Origin of the sequence: Glutamicibacter protophormiae (assembly GCF_014647495.1) — a bacterium.
Classification (GTDB): domain Bacteria; phylum Actinomycetota; class Actinomycetes; order Actinomycetales; family Micrococcaceae; genus Glutamicibacter; species Glutamicibacter protophormiae.
This window is the reverse complement of the sequence record NZ_BMPH01000005.1, coordinates 1-15,196: the sequence shown is the minus strand read 5'-3', so window position 1 is coordinate 15,196 and position 15,196 is coordinate 1. Positions and strand designations below refer to the sequence as shown.

At 59.9% G+C, this 15,196-nt stretch carries 17 protein-coding genes and 1 riboswitch; of the genes, 5 read left to right on the top strand and 12 right to left on the bottom strand.

Annotated features, from left to right (window positions below; translation table 11 throughout):
* Positions 1-102 precede the first annotated feature (102 nt).
* On the top strand, positions 103-867 hold the full coding sequence (locus IEY43_RS07430) for an SDR family oxidoreductase (protein WP_188947972.1): 765 nt from the start codon (positions 103-105) through the stop codon (positions 865-867).
* Here IEY43_RS07430 and IEY43_RS07425 read toward each other — a convergent pair.
* The 3 genes from IEY43_RS07425 to IEY43_RS07415 form a co-directional block, all read right to left on the bottom strand.
* Positions 864-1,304, bottom strand: a complete 441-nt coding sequence (locus IEY43_RS07425; protein WP_188947971.1) for an SRPBCC family protein — start codon at positions 1,302-1,304, stop codon at positions 864-866. The genes IEY43_RS07430 and IEY43_RS07425 overlap by 4 nt on opposite strands.
* 54 nt (positions 1,305-1,358) lie before the next feature.
* Positions 1,359-1,619, bottom strand: a complete 261-nt coding sequence (locus IEY43_RS07420) for a hypothetical protein (RefSeq protein ID WP_188947970.1) — start codon at positions 1,617-1,619, stop codon at positions 1,359-1,361.
* A 96-nt stretch (positions 1,620-1,715) separates the two neighbouring features.
* On the bottom strand, positions 1,716-2,168 hold the full coding sequence (locus IEY43_RS07415; protein ID WP_188948152.1) for a MarR family winged helix-turn-helix transcriptional regulator: 453 nt from the start codon (positions 2,166-2,168) through the stop codon (positions 1,716-1,718).
* Between the two features lie 171 nt (positions 2,169-2,339).
* Between IEY43_RS07415 and IEY43_RS07410 the strand changes: the two genes are divergently transcribed.
* Both IEY43_RS07410 and IEY43_RS07405 read left to right on the top strand, forming a co-directional pair.
* A complete protein-coding gene (locus IEY43_RS07410) occupies positions 2,340-3,341 on the top strand; it encodes a pirin family protein (protein WP_188947969.1) in 1,002 nt (333 codons plus the stop codon).
* A 24-nt stretch (positions 3,342-3,365) separates the two neighbouring features.
* Entirely contained in the window at positions 3,366-3,698 is a 333-nt protein-coding gene (locus tag IEY43_RS07405) for a GNAT family N-acetyltransferase (protein ID WP_188947968.1), read from the top strand.
* Between the two features lie 10 nt (positions 3,699-3,708).
* Here IEY43_RS07405 and IEY43_RS07400 read toward each other — a convergent pair whose 3' ends face one another.
* The 5 genes from IEY43_RS07400 to IEY43_RS07380 all read right to left on the bottom strand — a co-directional run bounded on the left by IEY43_RS07400 (position 3,709) and on the right by IEY43_RS07380 (position 8,610).
* Positions 3,709-3,897, bottom strand: a complete 189-nt coding sequence (locus tag IEY43_RS07400; protein WP_188947967.1) for a helix-hairpin-helix domain-containing protein — start codon at positions 3,895-3,897, stop codon at positions 3,709-3,711.
* A 13-nt stretch (positions 3,898-3,910) separates the two neighbouring features.
* On the bottom strand, positions 3,911-5,293 hold the full coding sequence (locus tag IEY43_RS07395; protein ID WP_188947966.1) for an MFS transporter: 1,383 nt from the start codon (positions 5,291-5,293) through the stop codon (positions 3,911-3,913).
* A 53-nt stretch (positions 5,294-5,346) separates the two neighbouring features.
* On the bottom strand, positions 5,347-6,090 hold the full coding sequence (locus IEY43_RS07390) for a ZIP family metal transporter (RefSeq protein WP_188947965.1): 744 nt from the start codon (positions 6,088-6,090) through the stop codon (positions 5,347-5,349).
* 61 nt (positions 6,091-6,151) lie between these two features.
* On the bottom strand, positions 6,152-7,507 hold the full coding sequence (gene dnaB, locus IEY43_RS07385) for a replicative DNA helicase (protein ID WP_188947964.1): 1,356 nt from the start codon (positions 7,505-7,507) through the stop codon (positions 6,152-6,154).
* A 602-nt stretch (positions 7,508-8,109) separates the two neighbouring features.
* Positions 8,110-8,610, bottom strand: coding sequence for a flavin reductase family protein (locus IEY43_RS07380; protein WP_188947963.1), 501 nt, complete (start codon positions 8,608-8,610; stop codon positions 8,110-8,112).
* Positions 8,611-8,704: 94 nt separating this feature from the next.
* A riboswitch (SAM riboswitch) is annotated at positions 8,705-8,821 on the bottom strand.
* A 254-nt stretch (positions 8,822-9,075) separates the two neighbouring features.
* On the opposite strand from IEY43_RS07380, the gene IEY43_RS07375 reads away from it, so the two are divergent.
* On the top strand, positions 9,076-10,017 hold the full coding sequence (locus tag IEY43_RS07375; protein WP_229777311.1) for a DMT family transporter: 942 nt from the start codon (positions 9,076-9,078) through the stop codon (positions 10,015-10,017).
* A 758-nt stretch (positions 10,018-10,775) separates the two neighbouring features.
* Here IEY43_RS07375 and IEY43_RS07370 read toward each other — a convergent pair.
* The 4 genes from IEY43_RS07370 to IEY43_RS07355 all read right to left on the bottom strand — a co-directional run bounded on the left by IEY43_RS07370 (position 10,776) and on the right by IEY43_RS07355 (position 14,387).
* Positions 10,776-11,906: a ferrochelatase gene (locus IEY43_RS07370; protein ID WP_188947962.1), complete on the bottom strand. Its 1,131-nt coding sequence runs from the start codon at positions 11,904-11,906 to the stop codon at positions 10,776-10,778.
* Positions 11,907-13,132: 1,226 nt separating this feature from the next.
* Positions 13,133-13,387: a hypothetical protein gene (locus IEY43_RS07365; protein WP_188947961.1), complete on the bottom strand. Its 255-nt coding sequence runs from the start codon at positions 13,385-13,387 to the stop codon at positions 13,133-13,135.
* 12 nt (positions 13,388-13,399) lie between these two features.
* On the bottom strand, positions 13,400-13,921 hold the full coding sequence (locus IEY43_RS07360) for a hypothetical protein (RefSeq protein WP_188947960.1): 522 nt from the start codon (positions 13,919-13,921) through the stop codon (positions 13,400-13,402).
* A 172-nt stretch (positions 13,922-14,093) separates the two neighbouring features.
* Entirely contained in the window at positions 14,094-14,387 is a 294-nt protein-coding gene (locus IEY43_RS07355) for a hypothetical protein (protein ID WP_188947959.1), read from the bottom strand.
* Between the two features lie 213 nt (positions 14,388-14,600).
* On the opposite strand from IEY43_RS07355, the gene IEY43_RS07350 reads away from it, so the two are divergent.
* Entirely contained in the window at positions 14,601-14,837 is a 237-nt protein-coding gene (locus tag IEY43_RS07350) for a hypothetical protein (protein ID WP_188947958.1), read from the top strand.
* Positions 14,838-15,196 lie beyond the last annotated feature (359 nt).

Genomic DNA, 15,196 nt, shown 5'->3' with positions numbered 1-15,196 from the left:
CGGGCGCAACATCCCGGGCGGTTCTGGGACTTGGGTGCCGCGGTTCCTAGGATGAGAGCAGACGCCTCACCAATGTCCCGCTGAACACTCCAAGGAGAATTGATGACCCCGTCACCCGAGAACCCGCCGGCCGCCCGCACCATCGTGATTACCGGCGGCGGTACCGGCATCGGCAAGGCCACCGCGCGGCTGCTGCTGGCCCGTGGCTGGAATGCGGTGCTGGCAGGTCGGACCGAAGCCACCCTGGTCCAGGCCGCCGAAGGCCACCCCAATGCCTTGGTGGTTCCCGCCGACGTCACCGACCCGCAGGCGGTGGACTCGGTGTTCGCGCAGGCTACGCAGCGCTTCGGCCGCGTGGACGTGCTCTTCAACAACGCCGGGATCTTCGGCCCGGCGGTGGCCATCGACGAACTGACCTCCCAAGCATGGGACGAAGTCTGCAGCATCAACCTCACCGGCGCGATGAATGCGGCGCGGGCGGCCTTCGCCCACTTCAAGCTGCACGGCGGCGGACGCATCATCAACAACGGCTCGATCTCCGCACAGGTTCCGCGGGTGAATTCGGTCGCCTACACGGTGACCAAGCATGCAATCGCCGGCCTGACGAAGTCGCTGGAGCTCGACGGGCGTCCGTATCGAATCCGCGCAACCCAGCTGGACATCGGGAACACCGCCAGCGACCTGCTGGATGATTTCGGGGCGACCCAGGGCGCGCTGCAGCCCAGCGGCCAGCGCGTGGTCGAACCGACCTTCCCGCTGGCCGAAGCGGCGGATGCGGTGGCCTACATCGCCCAAATGCCGCTGGGAACCTCAATCAACCAGTTCACCATCACCGCCGGCGGCATGCCGTACATCGGGCGAGGCTAGAAGAACTCGGACAGCAGGTTCTCCAGTTTGGAGAACGCCGAGTTCCAGGCCTTGGTGCTGGATTCGATGACCTCGTAGGGCAGCGGGCCCTGCGTCAGCGTAATGCTGGTCTTCCCGGCGAATTCACGGAAGTCGACGCGGGTGCTGATCACCAGGTCCAAGGTCATTTCGTGCGGCCCGTCATCGCTGACCAGGCATGTGTACTCGTCAAAGGCGGTGATGACCGCCTTCAGCGGGACCCTGGCCTCCGGGTTGTCGACCTGCACCATGGTCAGTTCATGGCGGCCGCCGACCATTGGTTCGAAAATGATCGAGTCATCTTCGATGGACCAGCCATGGGGGCCCCACCACTGGCAGATGATTTCCGGTTCCACGAAAGCCGCCCAGACCGCGGTGCGCGGCGCGGAAAATTGGCGGGACAAAACCAGTTCAGTCATCGAATCCATGCTTAGTAGATTATCGCGTTCCGCCCGCCCTGGTCGATGTGAGATCTACTGCCCTGGGCGGCGACGAGGCTCCATGCGGCTGGCGGTATATATGGTCAGCTCATCGGCCTGGGTGCCAGCAGCCTCGTGGGCCTTGAGCACCCTGTAGGCGCGGTCCCATTTGTGCCGTTCGCGCGGGCTGTCGCCGAGGTTGCGCTCGGCCGGGCCGAAGATGCTCAAACCAAGGTACTTCAGACGCCACAGCGCCCGATAACCCAAACTCAGGCCCGTAGTGTCTTCGATGATGGGCAGCGGGGACTCATCCATGATGGTCTTTCCTCTTCGGTGTTATCGGAAACGCCGTCAGCATCCCCTGGTATCCCAAGTCTACGATATTAGTTGGTGCACCAACGAATTGACGGTTCACTCCTTCGGAGCCGCCGAACCGGCGGCGATCATCCGGTCCAGAATCGTGCGGAGCTCCACCGCGTCCTCTAGGCTCAGGTGCAAGCGCTCCATCATTTCCTTCGGCACCTTCACGGCCTCGTTTCGCAGCGCTGCGCCCCGTTCGGTGGTCGTGATGACGATGGCCCGCTCGTCGTGCGGATTGCGGGTCTTGGTGATCAGGCCGGCGGTCTCCAGGCGCTTGAGCAGCGGGGATAGCGTTCCCGGATCCAGGTGCAGCTGGCCGCTCAGCTCTCGCGCGCTCATCGGCGCGAACTCCCAGAGCGCCAGCATGACCAGATACTGCGGATGCGTCAATCCCATGGGGTCGAGTACGGGCTTGTACGCCGAAATCACCGCACGTGAGGCGACCGCCAAACCGAAGCACACCTGCTTCTCCAGCTGCAGCAGTTCCTCGTCTTGCAGATTCATGCTCTCCACGGCCTCTACTTCTCCTCGTCACGACGCTGTCCTTCTAATGATCGTACGCTGTCGCCGGGAATTGGCGACCGCGAATCTTGCCGCCAACGGTGCCTGAGACCCGTCGCCACGCCGCCGGCCAATAGGTAGCGAAAGCCGGTTCCACTGCATAGCCTTATGCCTATGAGCAACCTTGAGCAGGCACCGGCAGAAATCGACTGCTGCGCGGGTCAATCCCCGTCCGAAATCGAGATCCTCGAACCACGCGAGGTTCCCTTGGGCGGGTTGCGGGCCATGACGGTATTCCGCACGCTCCCCCAGAAGCAGCGCAGCCTCATCGGCGCGTGGTGCTTCCTCGACCACTACGGACCGGACGACGTCAAGGTTACGGGCGGCATGAACGTTCCACGGCACCCCCACACCGGGCTGCAAACCGTCTCCTGGCTCTTCAGCGGCAACATCAACCACCTGGACTCGGCAGGCTTCGCGGCCACCGTGCGCCCCGGCGAAGTGAACCTGATGACCGCGGGGCGCGGCATCAGCCATTCGGAGATCCTCACCGAAGGCACCACCATCCTGCATGGGGCCCAGCTGTGGACCGCCCTGCCCGACAGCGCGCGCAACATGCAGCCGACCTTCGAGAACTACCGCCCGGAACCGCTGCAGGGCGAAGGCTGGTCCCTGTCGGTATTCCTGGGCAGCCATGCCGTCGGCTCGCAGAGCTCCACCTCTCCGGTCAAGACCCACACCGAACTTTCCGGCGCGGAGCTGCGCCTGGAACCGGGAGCCGAAATCGAGATCATGGTTCCGGAGCATCACGAGCACGGCGTCCTGCTGGATTCCGGCGGCCTGGAAGTCAACGGGCACGAGCTGGAAGCCCGCGAGCTGGGCTACGTGCGGGCCGGCTGCACGCGCCTGCGCCTCAAGGCCGGGAATGAACCCGTTCTCGCCCTTGTCATCGGCGGCGAGCCGCTGAACGAAGACATCTTGATGTGGTGGAACTTCGTGGGACGCTCCCATGACGAGGTACTGGCGTTCCGCGCGCAGTGGCAGGCGGAAATCGGCGCCGAACCCGGCGACGCCAGCGAAGACCGCTTCGGCCCGTTCCCGCCGGATACCCCGGCAGCACTTCCGGCGCCGGCGCTGCCGACCGTCAAGCTGCGCCCACGCGTCAACCCGTCCTAGTAACTCTGCAAAGGAAACAAAGTCATGAGTGAAATCAAGCCCGTATTCCTCCCCGAGTGCCAGCGGTTTGCCCTGGACGACAACGGCAAACGCATCGGCGCGGCCCACTACCGCGACTACGACGGGTCCGACGGGGTGGAACGCGTCTTCTTCCACACCACGGTGGACGAGGAGTACGGCGGGCGGGGCCTGGCCAGCGTCATGGTGAAGTTCGCACTGGAAAATACCATCTCCAGCGGGGCGAAGATCGTGGCCGTCTGCCCGTACGTCAAGGGATACGTCGCCAAGCATCCGGAGTACCAGACGCATCTGGTGCAGCCTGCCCCGAGCCACTTGGGGATCCTGCCGCGCGGCTAAGCCCGGAGTTTCAGGGGTTCATCTCCAGTCCGCGCGCGGCCAGCTCTTCGCGGAGAATGCGAATGGCCTTCGGACCGACGCCGTGCAGCGCAAGCAACGCCGCGGCGCCGGCCTTGCCCGCCTGCTCGAGGCTGGTGATGCCGGCCTGCTCGAAGGCCCTGGCGGCGGGGTTGCTGGTTTTCGGAAGATCGGTGTCCATAGCCCCAGCGTAGTCACGCGGAAGGCTGGGCGACAGGTTTGGTGCGCGGCGAAATGAGGATGAGGAGCAGCGCCAGGATCAGGCAGAAGCTGAACACCGAGATGAAGCCCCACCCGGCGGCGGCCGCGGCGAAAATGACTCCGCCCAGCGCCGTTGCGCCCGCGGTGCCCAGCGAATCGGCCAACGTCATGGCCGAAGAATTGAAACCCTGCTCATGCTCGGCCGACAGCTTGAGCATGTTCACGTTCTGGCGTGGGTAGATCATGCCCATGCCGAAGCCTCCCACCGCCCAGCCGAGGATCAGCACCGCAACCGGCGGGTGGTACACCGCGGTGAGCAGCGCCGTCGAAATCGCGACGGTGCTGGCCAGCGCGCCGATGGTGATGCTGCGCGAATTCGAGAGCCGCTCGCCCAGCTTTCCCTGCAACCACGAGCCCACTGACCAGCTCAGCGCCGAGGCCGTCAACACCAGCCCGGCGCGGTCCGGGCTCAGGTGGTAGTCCTCGCGCAGCAGGTAGGGCAGATACACCTCGACGCCGAAAAATGCGCCGGCCGTCAGCGTCCGTGTGCTCATCGTGGCCGGCAGACCGCGGCGCGCGCTGAAGGTGCCCTTGGGCAGCAGCGGACGGATGGTGAACAGCGCCAGCAGCAGGGCCGCAAGCAGGGCGGGCAACGACCAGGAACTGCCGCTGCTTCCCAGCAGGTTCATGGCGATGACCGCCGCTCCGGTCAGCCCGGCCAGCAGCAGTCGTTTCGCGGAGACCGGGCCCAGCTCGCTGTGCGACTCCCTGGGCAGCCGGTTCAGCGCCGGGACGATGGCGCAGAAGGCGAGGGCCACCAAGCCCATGACGCCAAGGAACACCCAGCGCCAGCCGATGAACGTCGCAATCATCCCGGCCAGCCATGGGCCGATCAGCGCGGGCAGCACCCAGGCGGTGGCGAAGAGCGCGAAGATCTTCGCGTGCAGGCTGCCGGGGTACGCCCGGGCGATGAGCACGTAGATCGCCACGGTGATCGCGCCGCCGCCGATTCCCTGGAGGATGCGTCCGGCGATCAGGATCTCCATGCTGGCCGCGGTGCCGCACACCAGCAGCCCGGCCAGGAAGACCGCTACCGAGGCGAACAACGGAATCCTCGGGCCCCAGCGGTCGGTGATTTCTCCGGCCGCCACCATGCCCAGCATGCCGCTGGCCATGGGCGCCGCGAAGGACAGCGCGAACAGCCGCTCGCCATCCAGGATCTCGCTCACCAAGGGCATCACCGTGGTGACGGCCATGGCCTCGAACGCGACGAGGAACACCAGGATGAACATGCCCAGGGTCGTGGACAGGTACTGCGGCGCGTAGATGGTCTCGATGCCGGGCGCACCGGTGCGGGAGCTCTTGTTCAGGGGCATGGGTTCATTCTCGCAGAACCGCGAAGGCTTCATTCCGCCCCCGGGACCGGCGGCTATCCGCCGATGGCATGCAGCGAAAACGCGCTGAGGAACCCGGCGGTGACCAGCAGCCCGGTGTAGTCGTGGTCCACCGCGTAGGCCTCGGGAATCATGGTGTCGGCAATCATCGTAAGGATGCCTCCCGCCGCCACGGCGGTGGTGAAGGCCAGCACCTCCGCAGGCATGCCCTCCAGGGCGATCGCCCCGATGAAGGCGGCCAGGCCGCTGGCCAGCGCGATCGACGCCCACAGGGTGAAGACCGAGCGTCCGCTGCGCCCGGAGGCCTTCATGTCGGCCGAACTGGCCAGGCCCTCGGGAATATTGGAGACGAAGATGGCGATCAGCATCGTCGGATTCACGCTGGCCCCCGCGACCAGCCCCAGGCCCAGCGCCACGGATTCGGGGATGCCGTCGATGAGCGCACCGACGGCGATGGCAGACCCCGAGGAGGACTCGGCTCCGCCGGCACCCCGCGCACGCCTTTTCCTGCGGCTGCGCTTGGCCAGCAGCGTGTTGGCCCCGAAGTAGAGCAGGGCGCCGGCCACGACTCCGGCGACGGTCGCGGCCAGCCCGCCCAGGGTGAAGGCTTCCAGCACCAGCTCGAAGCTCAGCGCGCTGACCAGCACGCCGGCGCCGAAGGCCATGACGGCGCAGACCCAGACCCGGGAAATTCGTAGCCACCAGGCCGCGGCCGCTCCGATCAGCAGGGCCGATCCGGCCGCGGTGCCCCAGAGCAACGCTTGGAGGGAAACGAACATGGCACCCACTATAGTTGGCGGTCAGCCAACCCAGCGGGTGCCATGGAATGTTTACTTGCGCCTAGCCCTCGGAGGACATGTTGCTGAAGCGCGAGTAGTGGCCCTGGAACGCCACGGTAATGGTCTTGGTGGGGCCGGCACGGTGCTTCGCAATGATCACGTCGGCTTCGCCCGGACGGTTTTCCTTGTCGTAGACGTCGTCGCGGTGCAGCAAGATGACCATGTCGGCGTCCTGCTCGATCGAGCCCGATTCACGCAGGTCCGAGACCATGGGCCGCTTGTCGGTACGCTGCTCGGAACCGCGGTTCAGCTGCGACAGCGCGATCAACGGCACGTCGAGCTCCTTGGCCAGCAGCTTGAGGTTACGCGAGAATTCGGAGACTTCCTGCTGGCGCGATTCCACGCGCTTGCCCGAGCTCATCAGCTGCAGGTAGTCGAGGATGATCATGCGCAGCTCGTTGCGCTGCTTCAGTCGTCGGCACTTGGCGCGGATCTCCATCATGGACATGTTCGGCGAATCATCGATGAACAGCGGGGCTTCGTTCAACCGGCCCATGGTGGTCGCGATCTTGGTCCATTGGGCGTCTTCCACCGAACCCTTGCGCAGGTCCTGCAGCTGGATGGAAGCTTCCGCAGAGAGCAGGCGCATCGCGATCTCATTGCGGCCCATTTCCAGGGAGAAGAACACGGTGGCCATGTTGTGCTTGATCGCCGCGGACCGGGCGAAATCCAGCGCGAACGTTGATTTGCCTACGGCGGGACGGGCGGCGATGATGATCATCTGCCCGCCCTTCAGACCCTGGGTCAGTTCATCGAATTCGTAGAAGCCGGTGGGTACGCCGGTGATGCCGTCGCCGGCGTTGGCGGCGTTCTCGATCTCGTCGACGGTGCCCTCGATGATCTCGGACAGACGCACGTAGTCCTCGCTGCCGCGGTTCTCGGAAACCTTGTAGACCTCGGCCTGCGCCTCATTGACGATGGCGTCGACCTCGCCATCCGGCGAGTAGCCCATCTGGACGATGCGTGTGCCGGCGTCCACCAGACGGCGGAGCACGGCGCGTTCGCGCACGATTTCCGCGTAGTAGCCGGCGTTAGCGGCGGTAGGAACCTGCTGGATCAGGTTGTGCAGGTAGGCGGCGCCGCCGACACGCGAAATTTCATTGCGCTTGGTCAGCAGGTCGGCCACGGTCACGGCATCCGCGGGTTCGCCACGGCCGTAGAGGTCGATCACCGCTTCATAGATTGCTTCATGGGCGGGGCGGTAAAAGTCGGTGCCGCGGAGGACCTCGACGACGTCGGCAATGGCATCCTTGGAGAGCATCATGCCGCCAAGAACTGACATTTCCGCTTCGATGTCCTGCGGCGGCTTGCGCGCCGCATCGGATCCTCGTTCTTCGTAGATCGGCTCTGCACTCATTACAGACACTTCCATCCCCTATGTACACGCTGGGAAACCACTCTTGCCCCGACGGCAACTGCCTATCGTTTCAGTACCAACCGACAATTAGGCCTAAGGCCCTTGTGGATAGTCGTTCCCAGTGCCAACACTAGGTGGGTTGTTAACAGAGGTAAACCCTGATATCCACAGAATGTGTGGATAACACACACCTACCTGTGGATTCCCCTGTTCACTACGTGGGGATAACCCTGTGGATTACCCCACTTAATGGGCGTTAACTAAGCTTTGACTTGGACATTCGTGTTCTCACAGCTGTGGATAGAAGGTTAATTTGTTCCACTACCCATAGACCCCTAAGGCGTTATCAACAGCCAAATACCCGGAATCAAGGCGTTTCTCACAAGTTATCAACCATATTCAACAGGTTATCCACAAAGCTGTGGATAGTGTTGTGGACAGCTGTTCTGTCACAATCGCCCGACCGGCCGTGAAAACCAGCGGCTCGGCGCGCGGCCGGCGATGAAAATCATTCCATCCCATGGGCACCCGTCACTCGCGATGTTAAATGACGCTGCGGCGCGAAAGTTCTCCCTCCGCGCCGCAGCGTCAAGTGATATCAGTTAAACGAATTCGGGCACTGGCAATGAGTGAAATCGCGAATCGTGGAAGATCTGCGGGGAATGGTTGGAGAAATCATGGCCATGCACCTCCAGAAAGATCACCCAGTGATCTCCGGCTTCCACTTCTTTGTAAATTGAGGTCTCCAGCCAAAGGGTGGACTCCTGAATGAAAAGTGCACCCTGTTCCGTTTCGTGGGTTTCCACGCCGGCAAAACGGTCGCCATGCTTGGAGGCAATCTGCCCGCAAACCCCGTCATTGCGTTCGCTGAGCACCGAGACACCGATGCGGTCCGCGGTACGCAGCTTGGGCCAGGTATTGGAAGTCTTCTGCACCGCAAACATGACCAGTGCCGGTTCCAGTGATACGCCGACGGTAAAGGATGATGCAACAAGGCCGGTTTTCTCTCCGTCGAGAACGGTGCATAATGCGGCGACACCGGATGGATGCTGCGCGAAAACCTTGCGCAAGGTCAGCGGGTCAAGATCCTGATTCAAAGACATGGCTCGATTCCTTCGGGTCGTGCCCAGCGAGCGTGAACGTCCGGCGGTGGCGCACGGACTCCCCTGCGCGATGCCAAATGTTGGCACACTCGATGTGCGGTACTTGTGCCACGCGTTTTTGCGTGGAACCGAATCCTCACCTGGAGCACCCCACTACCGTTGAGAGGGTTGCCGGCCAGCAAGCCAGGGCTTATAGCTGACGCTCTTGATTCTGGTTAGAACGATATGGGCGGTTACGCCATATGGTCAAATATTTCGCTTCTTAAATCGAAATACTCAAGTATTCATTCGACCCAAACCGAACTGATGCGTTCATAATCATTCATTTATTCGCCAGCGGTTGGAATCGACGTGCATTCGTGCCGGACCCGAACTTCCACGACAGCTTCTTGCGCACGATCGGATCCGAGCTGAGGCAGCCGTTGGTTTTGCCGGTCCGGTGATCGTCACTTCAAGATATGTAGAATGATGCGAATTTCCGCGGTGCGGCAGTATGTTTCGATCAGCCGCCAGGAAGCCGCGTTGCTTGCCATCACCGCTGTCTGGGGCTCAACCTTTCTCCTGGTCCATCTGGCCATGCGCCACAGCGGGCCGATGTTCTTCGTCGGCGTCCGCTTCCTCGTGGCCGGTCTGGCTGCGACGCTGGTTTTCCGCCGTTCCATGCGCGGCATGACGCGATTGGAACTCGGTGCCGGCACGGCGATTGGCCTGATGATTTTCCTGGGCTACGGCCTGCAGACGCAAGGGCTGCAAACCATCAACAGCAGCACTTCGGCGTTCCTCACCGCGCTCTACGTCCCGCTGGTGCCGCTGCTGCAGTGGATCGTCTTCCGTAAGAGGCCCGGTGCCGTGATGCTGACTGGCGCCGGGTTGGCGTTCGTCGGGCTGCTGTTGCTCGCCGGCCCCGACGCGGTGCGCACGGGACTAGGTCCAGGAGAGATCGCTACCTTGATCAGCACCCTTCCCATGGCCGCGGAAATCGTTCTGATCAGCGTCTTCGCCCGTAAGGTCGATTTGGGGCGGGTTACCGTGGTGCAGCTGCTGGTTGCGGGCCTGTTGGGCTTCGCTGCAATGCCTGCCGTGGGCGAGACAGCGCCGACCTTATCCTGGTACTGGGTGCTTCCAGCTGTCGGGCTGGGTGCCGCGAGTTGCCTGATCCAGGCCACTATGAACTGGGCACAGAAGTCGGTCTCCCCGACCCGCGCCACCATCATCTATGCAGGTGAACCGGTGTGGGCTGGCATCTTCGGCCGTCTGGCCGGGGACCGGATGTCCGCTCTGGCGTTGTGCGGTGCTGCGGTGATCGTTCTCGGCACGCTGGTCAGCGAGATTCGGTTCCGCCCGGCCAACGGCACGCCGGACGTCGAACAGATACCGAATGAGAATGCCAGGGCCAAAGCCGAATAGGCAGTAATGCATCCCCAAGTTTCAGTAGCAACCCCGGATTCTTGGATCAACGGCGCAACCGGTGCAAGTTGCCGCCCTTGAACCACGGGTTCTCAACTCGAACTGGCTTCCATATATTGCACAGCCACCCGGCCAGGTCAGGGGCTCGTGGCGGAACCCGCGCCCAGGTCCCAGCATTTGTTCACCTCGTCGGTGACCTCATCCGAGTTCAGCGGGTGGACCAGTCGTTCATTGAGTCGTAGCCGCCGCATAGGCCGCCTCCTTGGCTGGGCATAAGAATGGTTCTCATTACCGCGGTGTGTTTGGGGGTGAATGTGCCCGGGGTGGCTGAACAGGTGTTCGCGGGATCTGGAATAGCCGCTTGCTTTGATCATTGGGCGCTTCCCGCGTCGCCATGACAATGCATGTCACACCAATATTGGGAGAGTTGCTCGGAACCCAATTCTTAGCCGAACCGCTGGTAGGGACTCTCTCCTCACGAGCTTGCCAATCGTCCTCTCATGTACTTTCCTGAGCGGATATCAACCTTCAACTGTAAACAATTTGGTAGCGGCGCGAAGGTGGCGGGCAATTTCGCTCCAACGCCACCAACCTGATCGTTGGATCTCTCGGATCCGACATCCGCGAATGCGGTTCTTGCGAAGTCCACTGTCTATCGTTGAGAAAAGTGCAGGCCGTGAACCAAGTGGTTCATGGCCTGCACGAGCGTTATTCTTCCTGAATTCTTATATCCGAACTTCCTCCATCAACTAATAGGATCAGTCGATGTCCGCTAGGGAATCCCAACTGGGCGTTGTGGGCTTCTGCTGTCTTCCCAAGCAGCAGGTCGTTGAACATGAACCGCTGCCAGGGCTCAACGGACCCTCGGGGGTGACCGCCGGAGCATCGACAGGCTCGCCACGATACTGGGCCGACCGTTCCAGCGCGGCGTCGACAAGTCCCGATACGAACACCGGGTCAACCCCGACAGTCGCTGCACGCACATAGACCAGCCCTAGGTCCTTGGCGGTTTGCGCGGCCTCGGTATCAAGGTCGTATTTTACTTCCATATGATCGGAGACGAATCCCAACGGAACGACGACAACCCCCTCCGTCCCGGCGGCGGCGAGTTCCTCGAGGCGATCGTTAATATCTGGCTCCAGCCATGGTGTTTCAGGGGAACCAGAACGGGAACAGAACACCAACTCAGCGCTCAACGGTTGCTTTTCTCCAAGTTCCTGATCGATCCACTTAATCAGTTGTAGGTGCTGCTCGCGATACCCGGCGGTCTGCCGTTCAGAAGCTTGCTGCATAGACAGTGGAATGGAATGAGTGACATAGAGCAGGCGATGCTTCTGTGGATCCAAAGGGCCGACTTTTTGGATCAAATTGGTTAGTCCACGATGTACGCAGTCCAGTTCTGCGTACGCAAAACCAGGGTGATTGTAGTACTGGCGGACCTTCTCGAAAGACACTGCCAGTCCTTCTTGGGCAAGGACATTCCGAGTGTTGGCGAAGTCTTCGCGATACTGGCGGCATGATGAATAACAAGAGTATGCGGAGGTATCGATAGCAAGGAATCGCGAGCCTCCCGTACGCTTAGCGAAGTCACGGACAGTGTCCGTGAGGTATGGATCCCAATTTCGGTTTCCCCATAGTACTGGAGTCGTGATTCCACGTCGCTCAAACTCCCGACGCAGGGCATCAAGCAATCGGCGGTTCTGGTCGTTGATGGGCGATTTACCGCCAAACCCGTAATAGTGTTCGCCGACTTCAACCAGGCGATCGTCGGGAATACCCCGCCCTGCGGTGACGTTCTGGAGAAACGGAAGAACATCTTCGTTTTTCTCCGGTCCACCGAAGGACATTAGGACGACCGCATCAAATGGCGTTAAATTCTGAGTTTCCATACCCCGAATTTTACAAGCTGTAGAAAATCAAAGCCCGCCCCACTCAGAATGTCTTCAGGTTCCGAGAGGGCTCCCCGCAACTTCCAAAAGCTGGGCGGCAGCCCATGGCCGTGCCCCGCTCCATTGCACTCTCGCATGGAGGACAAAAACCAATAACGAGGCAAGTTCCGGATCGCTGCGAAAAATTCTCTTACTCTTCCAGCAGAACCTCGAAAACATGACTACGAGTATTTGGTGGGGTACATGAGCGATTACTCCTCAGGATCGCACTGCGGCATACAGCTTCAAGGAGTGAAGGAACCAAAACGCGCACTCAAGGGGTGGTGGAGCCTCGAATCCGTGAAACCCAATCAATAAACTTGGAGAATTCCGTGTATTGCTACAACCGATCGGGCGTGAGTATTGTCGAGAGCCAGAGTCAGAACCCTCGCTGCTAATAGGCTCCGACTTTTAAGACCACGTGTGCGTGTAGCGGAAGGAGTGCCGAATATCGTTTCTAACATTCCAAGGGATTTCATGAATCACTGCGTTCTCCGCCCACCCAGCCAAACGAAAAAGCCCAGGTGATAGTCCCCGCATGGTCTGGCAGAATTCGCGGATGGTGATCCCCCGCGGCTGAGCTTGTACTGGCTTATTTACAGCCGTAGAGCGCGAGACGAGCCACAGACTCAAATCATCCGTGGCTGCATCAAAAACAGCGAGAATTAGAGATGGTTTGAGCTTAAGTGATTTTCCTAGGACGCCAGTTAGGAGCTCATGCGGTGGAGTAAAAATTCTCGGTTTATCGGCTAGTCCGCCATGAGTGGCAAGATGATGCCGTGTTTCTGGACCGTCGAATAGTTGGCGAAGTTCTTGGGTAATCCGAGCTGGTGGCTGTATCTGGAACATGCGGGTCTCCGTTGTTTAAGGCTTCAGAGAAAGATGCCTCTGATTGCCTACCGTCGATGACTTCCTACATGCCGTATGTTAAAACAGTGCGAAGAGCCCATCGATGGGCATCCTTTGAGCATACTCCTCTTCGCATGAGGTTCCTACCCCGCGCGTTGACTCATAAAAACCCCCGGCACGAATACTATGGTGCTTCCCGAGATCCCTGGCGAAGTGTCTCTTTCATGAGCTAACCGTATATAAGAAGAGACCCTGTGGAACCAGCGTTGGCGGCGATCTTAACTGGTAGAGGGTGCCCCAAAAATGGAGCACCCTCAAAAATAGGAGCTTTCCAAAAGCTATGGTTGAGTTGCTCGAATCGCGTCGCTTATCGAAGCCTCTGGGTTCTGACGACGATATTCCTTCAGTTCCTTGGGATCCACCTTCTTCGTGATCTCTACAGAAGGATCATTTTCCTTCCCGAAGAAGGCCCAGAGCATCACACCGCAGGCCGCGAAGAGCAGCGCAATAAGGATGTTGTTGAATGCGAAATACGTTACTGCTGCAGCAACAACGCACAGCAACGTAAGAACAGGTCTGATGTAGTTCTTCATGGCGATTACTCCTTAGGTGCAAGCAGTTTTGATGGCAGCAATGCCTAGAAGCTCGGCTCCGAGAGCTGCGGCGGCTCCGCCTAGTGCCTGGAGCTTCTCGTAGGAGAAACTTGCTCCCCACATGATCTTGATGGCCTCATTCACGCCGCCGAGAGAGTTCATGAGCTTCTTGATCTTGAGAACCTTGGCTACGGGGATCGCAGTAGTACCGATGGCAAGAAGGATAGCTCCCGAGCACTCAAGGAAACCTGCTCGCGTGGCAACTCCCTCAATGTTGCTTCCTTGCACCAGGTGCTCTGAAATCCACTGACGCGTTGCTTCGTCTCCCTGCAAGAGCACCGACTCTGGAATGTCGTCGATGATTCGAAGCAGTTCCTCCGCCTGTTTCTGATCCTCAATGATGTTCTGAGCTTCAACAGCTAACGAAGCTGAGTTCTGTACTGGCGCTGCGTTAGCTGGAGCCGCAAACGTCGCAGCTAACGCAGCAGCTGCAAGGATAGCGATGGATGGCCTGGTCACAGTTTTTGGTGACAAGATGTTTTCCTAACTATCGTATGGATTAATCTCTCACCCCGACGCTAACAGCTCCTATTTTCGCTGTAAATCGAACTTAAGTAGGAGGGCTCCAATGGCTCGCCACAGGTGACGGTCCTTACTGCCCCGGGCTAGGTCTAGAATTCTCTCGTCAAGTATGGGCTGATGGTGTTCAATCGTGATAGACGATGTCCTCAGCAAAACACCAGATGCCGAAAAGCTCGCCGGTGTCATCGTTGGCGAGGACATAGACCAGCCCTTGGGCGCGCTTGGTGGCTTTCGCTTCCAGGCACACGTTGGCACCCAAGATGGGCAGTGTTGCCGATACTTGTTTGAAAGGGGAGTAAAAGACCGTCGTGGCATTCACATTGGGGTTGAAGCGCAGTACATCGTAGGTGACACCGTGGTATTGGAATTTGCGCTCACTTGGGTCCTCAGCGGGGGGCGGCCTCATTGGATTACTCACTCCTGGAACTGTAGGCCTGCAATTAGGAATCTGCCCCCCACTCGGAGGTTATGCACAGCTACAACACCAGGGTCGTTATGCAGCACGCCTTCACCGGACAAGAATACGAAGCTTATAAGGGTTCAATATCCTGCTAGGCTCAAGAAGCCGCTGACGTTACGCCGCAAGTACTGAAGAATCATCCGATTTCATCTTCATCGACGGGAATATCTCATGGGCAATAGCCCTGAAGCAGCACTAGGAATTGCACTTCTCACTTCACTTGTGCGCCAAGACCGTGAAGCCTTCTTAACCATCGCTTCCGAGCTCGATGGCGGTAATGCTCAAGCCGTGGCCATCCTCGCGCGGCTAGGCGAGGCGATGGTTGCCATGATTGCTGACCTGCTGCAGATCAGCAATGAGGAAGCGCTCACGCGTATTGCAGCTTCCATCGCTCTGAGCAACAACTAGCGCCAAAAATCGGGGTCAGAAACAGAACCTCCACAAGTGAGACCTGGGTAGCCTTGCTGCGTAGCATTGAGCACAGACTCGGCGTGCACCAATCGATCGCGGTCTTTTCAAAGACTGCGATTCTATGATGGTCAACATGAGTCTGGCGCTATCGTAAAGCTCCTACGCCCGGCTAGACTGTAACCTACTGGCTCCGAATCTTGCTCAAACATTTTCAAGACATCGCGAGTCGCCCCTATCAAGGACATTATTTGCCTCGCAGTTCTCTGCTGGAATCTCCAGCTCCCACCGTAAAACCCGGTGATCCCAAAAGCTTCTTCCACGTCAAACAACTCGTCAGCCAAGCAGGACTGATCCGC

Bases quoted from the DNA above. Each gene is read 5' to 3' on its own strand.
- IEY43_RS07400 (WP_188947967.1), bottom strand. From the start codon at position 3,897: ATGGACACCGATCTTCCGAAAACCAGCAACCCCGCCGCCAGGGCCTTC.
- IEY43_RS07415 (WP_188948152.1), bottom strand. From the start codon at position 2,168: ATGAATCTGCAAGACGAGGAACTGCTGCAGCTGGAGAAGCAGGTGTGC.
- IEY43_RS07410 (WP_188947969.1), top strand. From the start codon at position 2,340: ATGAGCAACCTTGAGCAGGCACCGGCAGAAATCGACTGCTGCGCGGGT.
- IEY43_RS07390 (WP_188947965.1), bottom strand. From the start codon at position 6,090: ATGTTCGTTTCCCTCCAAGCGTTGCTCTGGGGCACCGCGGCCGGATCG.
- IEY43_RS07380 (WP_188947963.1), bottom strand. From the start codon at position 8,610: ATGTCTTTGAATCAGGATCTTGACCCGCTGACCTTGCGCAAGGTTTTC.
- IEY43_RS07420 (WP_188947970.1), bottom strand. From the start codon at position 1,619: ATGGATGAGTCCCCGCTGCCCATCATCGAAGACACTACGGGCCTGAGT.
- IEY43_RS07365 (WP_188947961.1), bottom strand. From the start codon at position 13,387: ATGAAGAACTACATCAGACCTGTTCTTACGTTGCTGTGCGTTGTTGCT.
- IEY43_RS07395 (WP_188947966.1), bottom strand. From the start codon at position 5,293: ATGCCCCTGAACAAGAGCTCCCGCACCGGTGCGCCCGGCATCGAGACC.
- IEY43_RS07430 (WP_188947972.1), top strand. From the start codon at position 103: ATGACCCCGTCACCCGAGAACCCGCCGGCCGCCCGCACCATCGTGATT.
- IEY43_RS07405 (WP_188947968.1), top strand. From the start codon at position 3,366: ATGAGTGAAATCAAGCCCGTATTCCTCCCCGAGTGCCAGCGGTTTGCC.
- dnaB (WP_188947964.1), bottom strand. From the start codon at position 7,507: ATGAGTGCAGAGCCGATCTACGAAGAACGAGGATCCGATGCGGCGCGC.
- IEY43_RS07375 (WP_229777311.1), top strand. From the start codon at position 9,076: ATGATGCGAATTTCCGCGGTGCGGCAGTATGTTTCGATCAGCCGCCAG.
- IEY43_RS07350 (WP_188947958.1), top strand. From the start codon at position 14,601: ATGGGCAATAGCCCTGAAGCAGCACTAGGAATTGCACTTCTCACTTCA.
- IEY43_RS07425 (WP_188947971.1), bottom strand. From the start codon at position 1,304: ATGACTGAACTGGTTTTGTCCCGCCAATTTTCCGCGCCGCGCACCGCG.
- IEY43_RS07370 (WP_188947962.1), bottom strand. From the start codon at position 11,906: ATGGAAACTCAGAATTTAACGCCATTTGATGCGGTCGTCCTAATGTCC.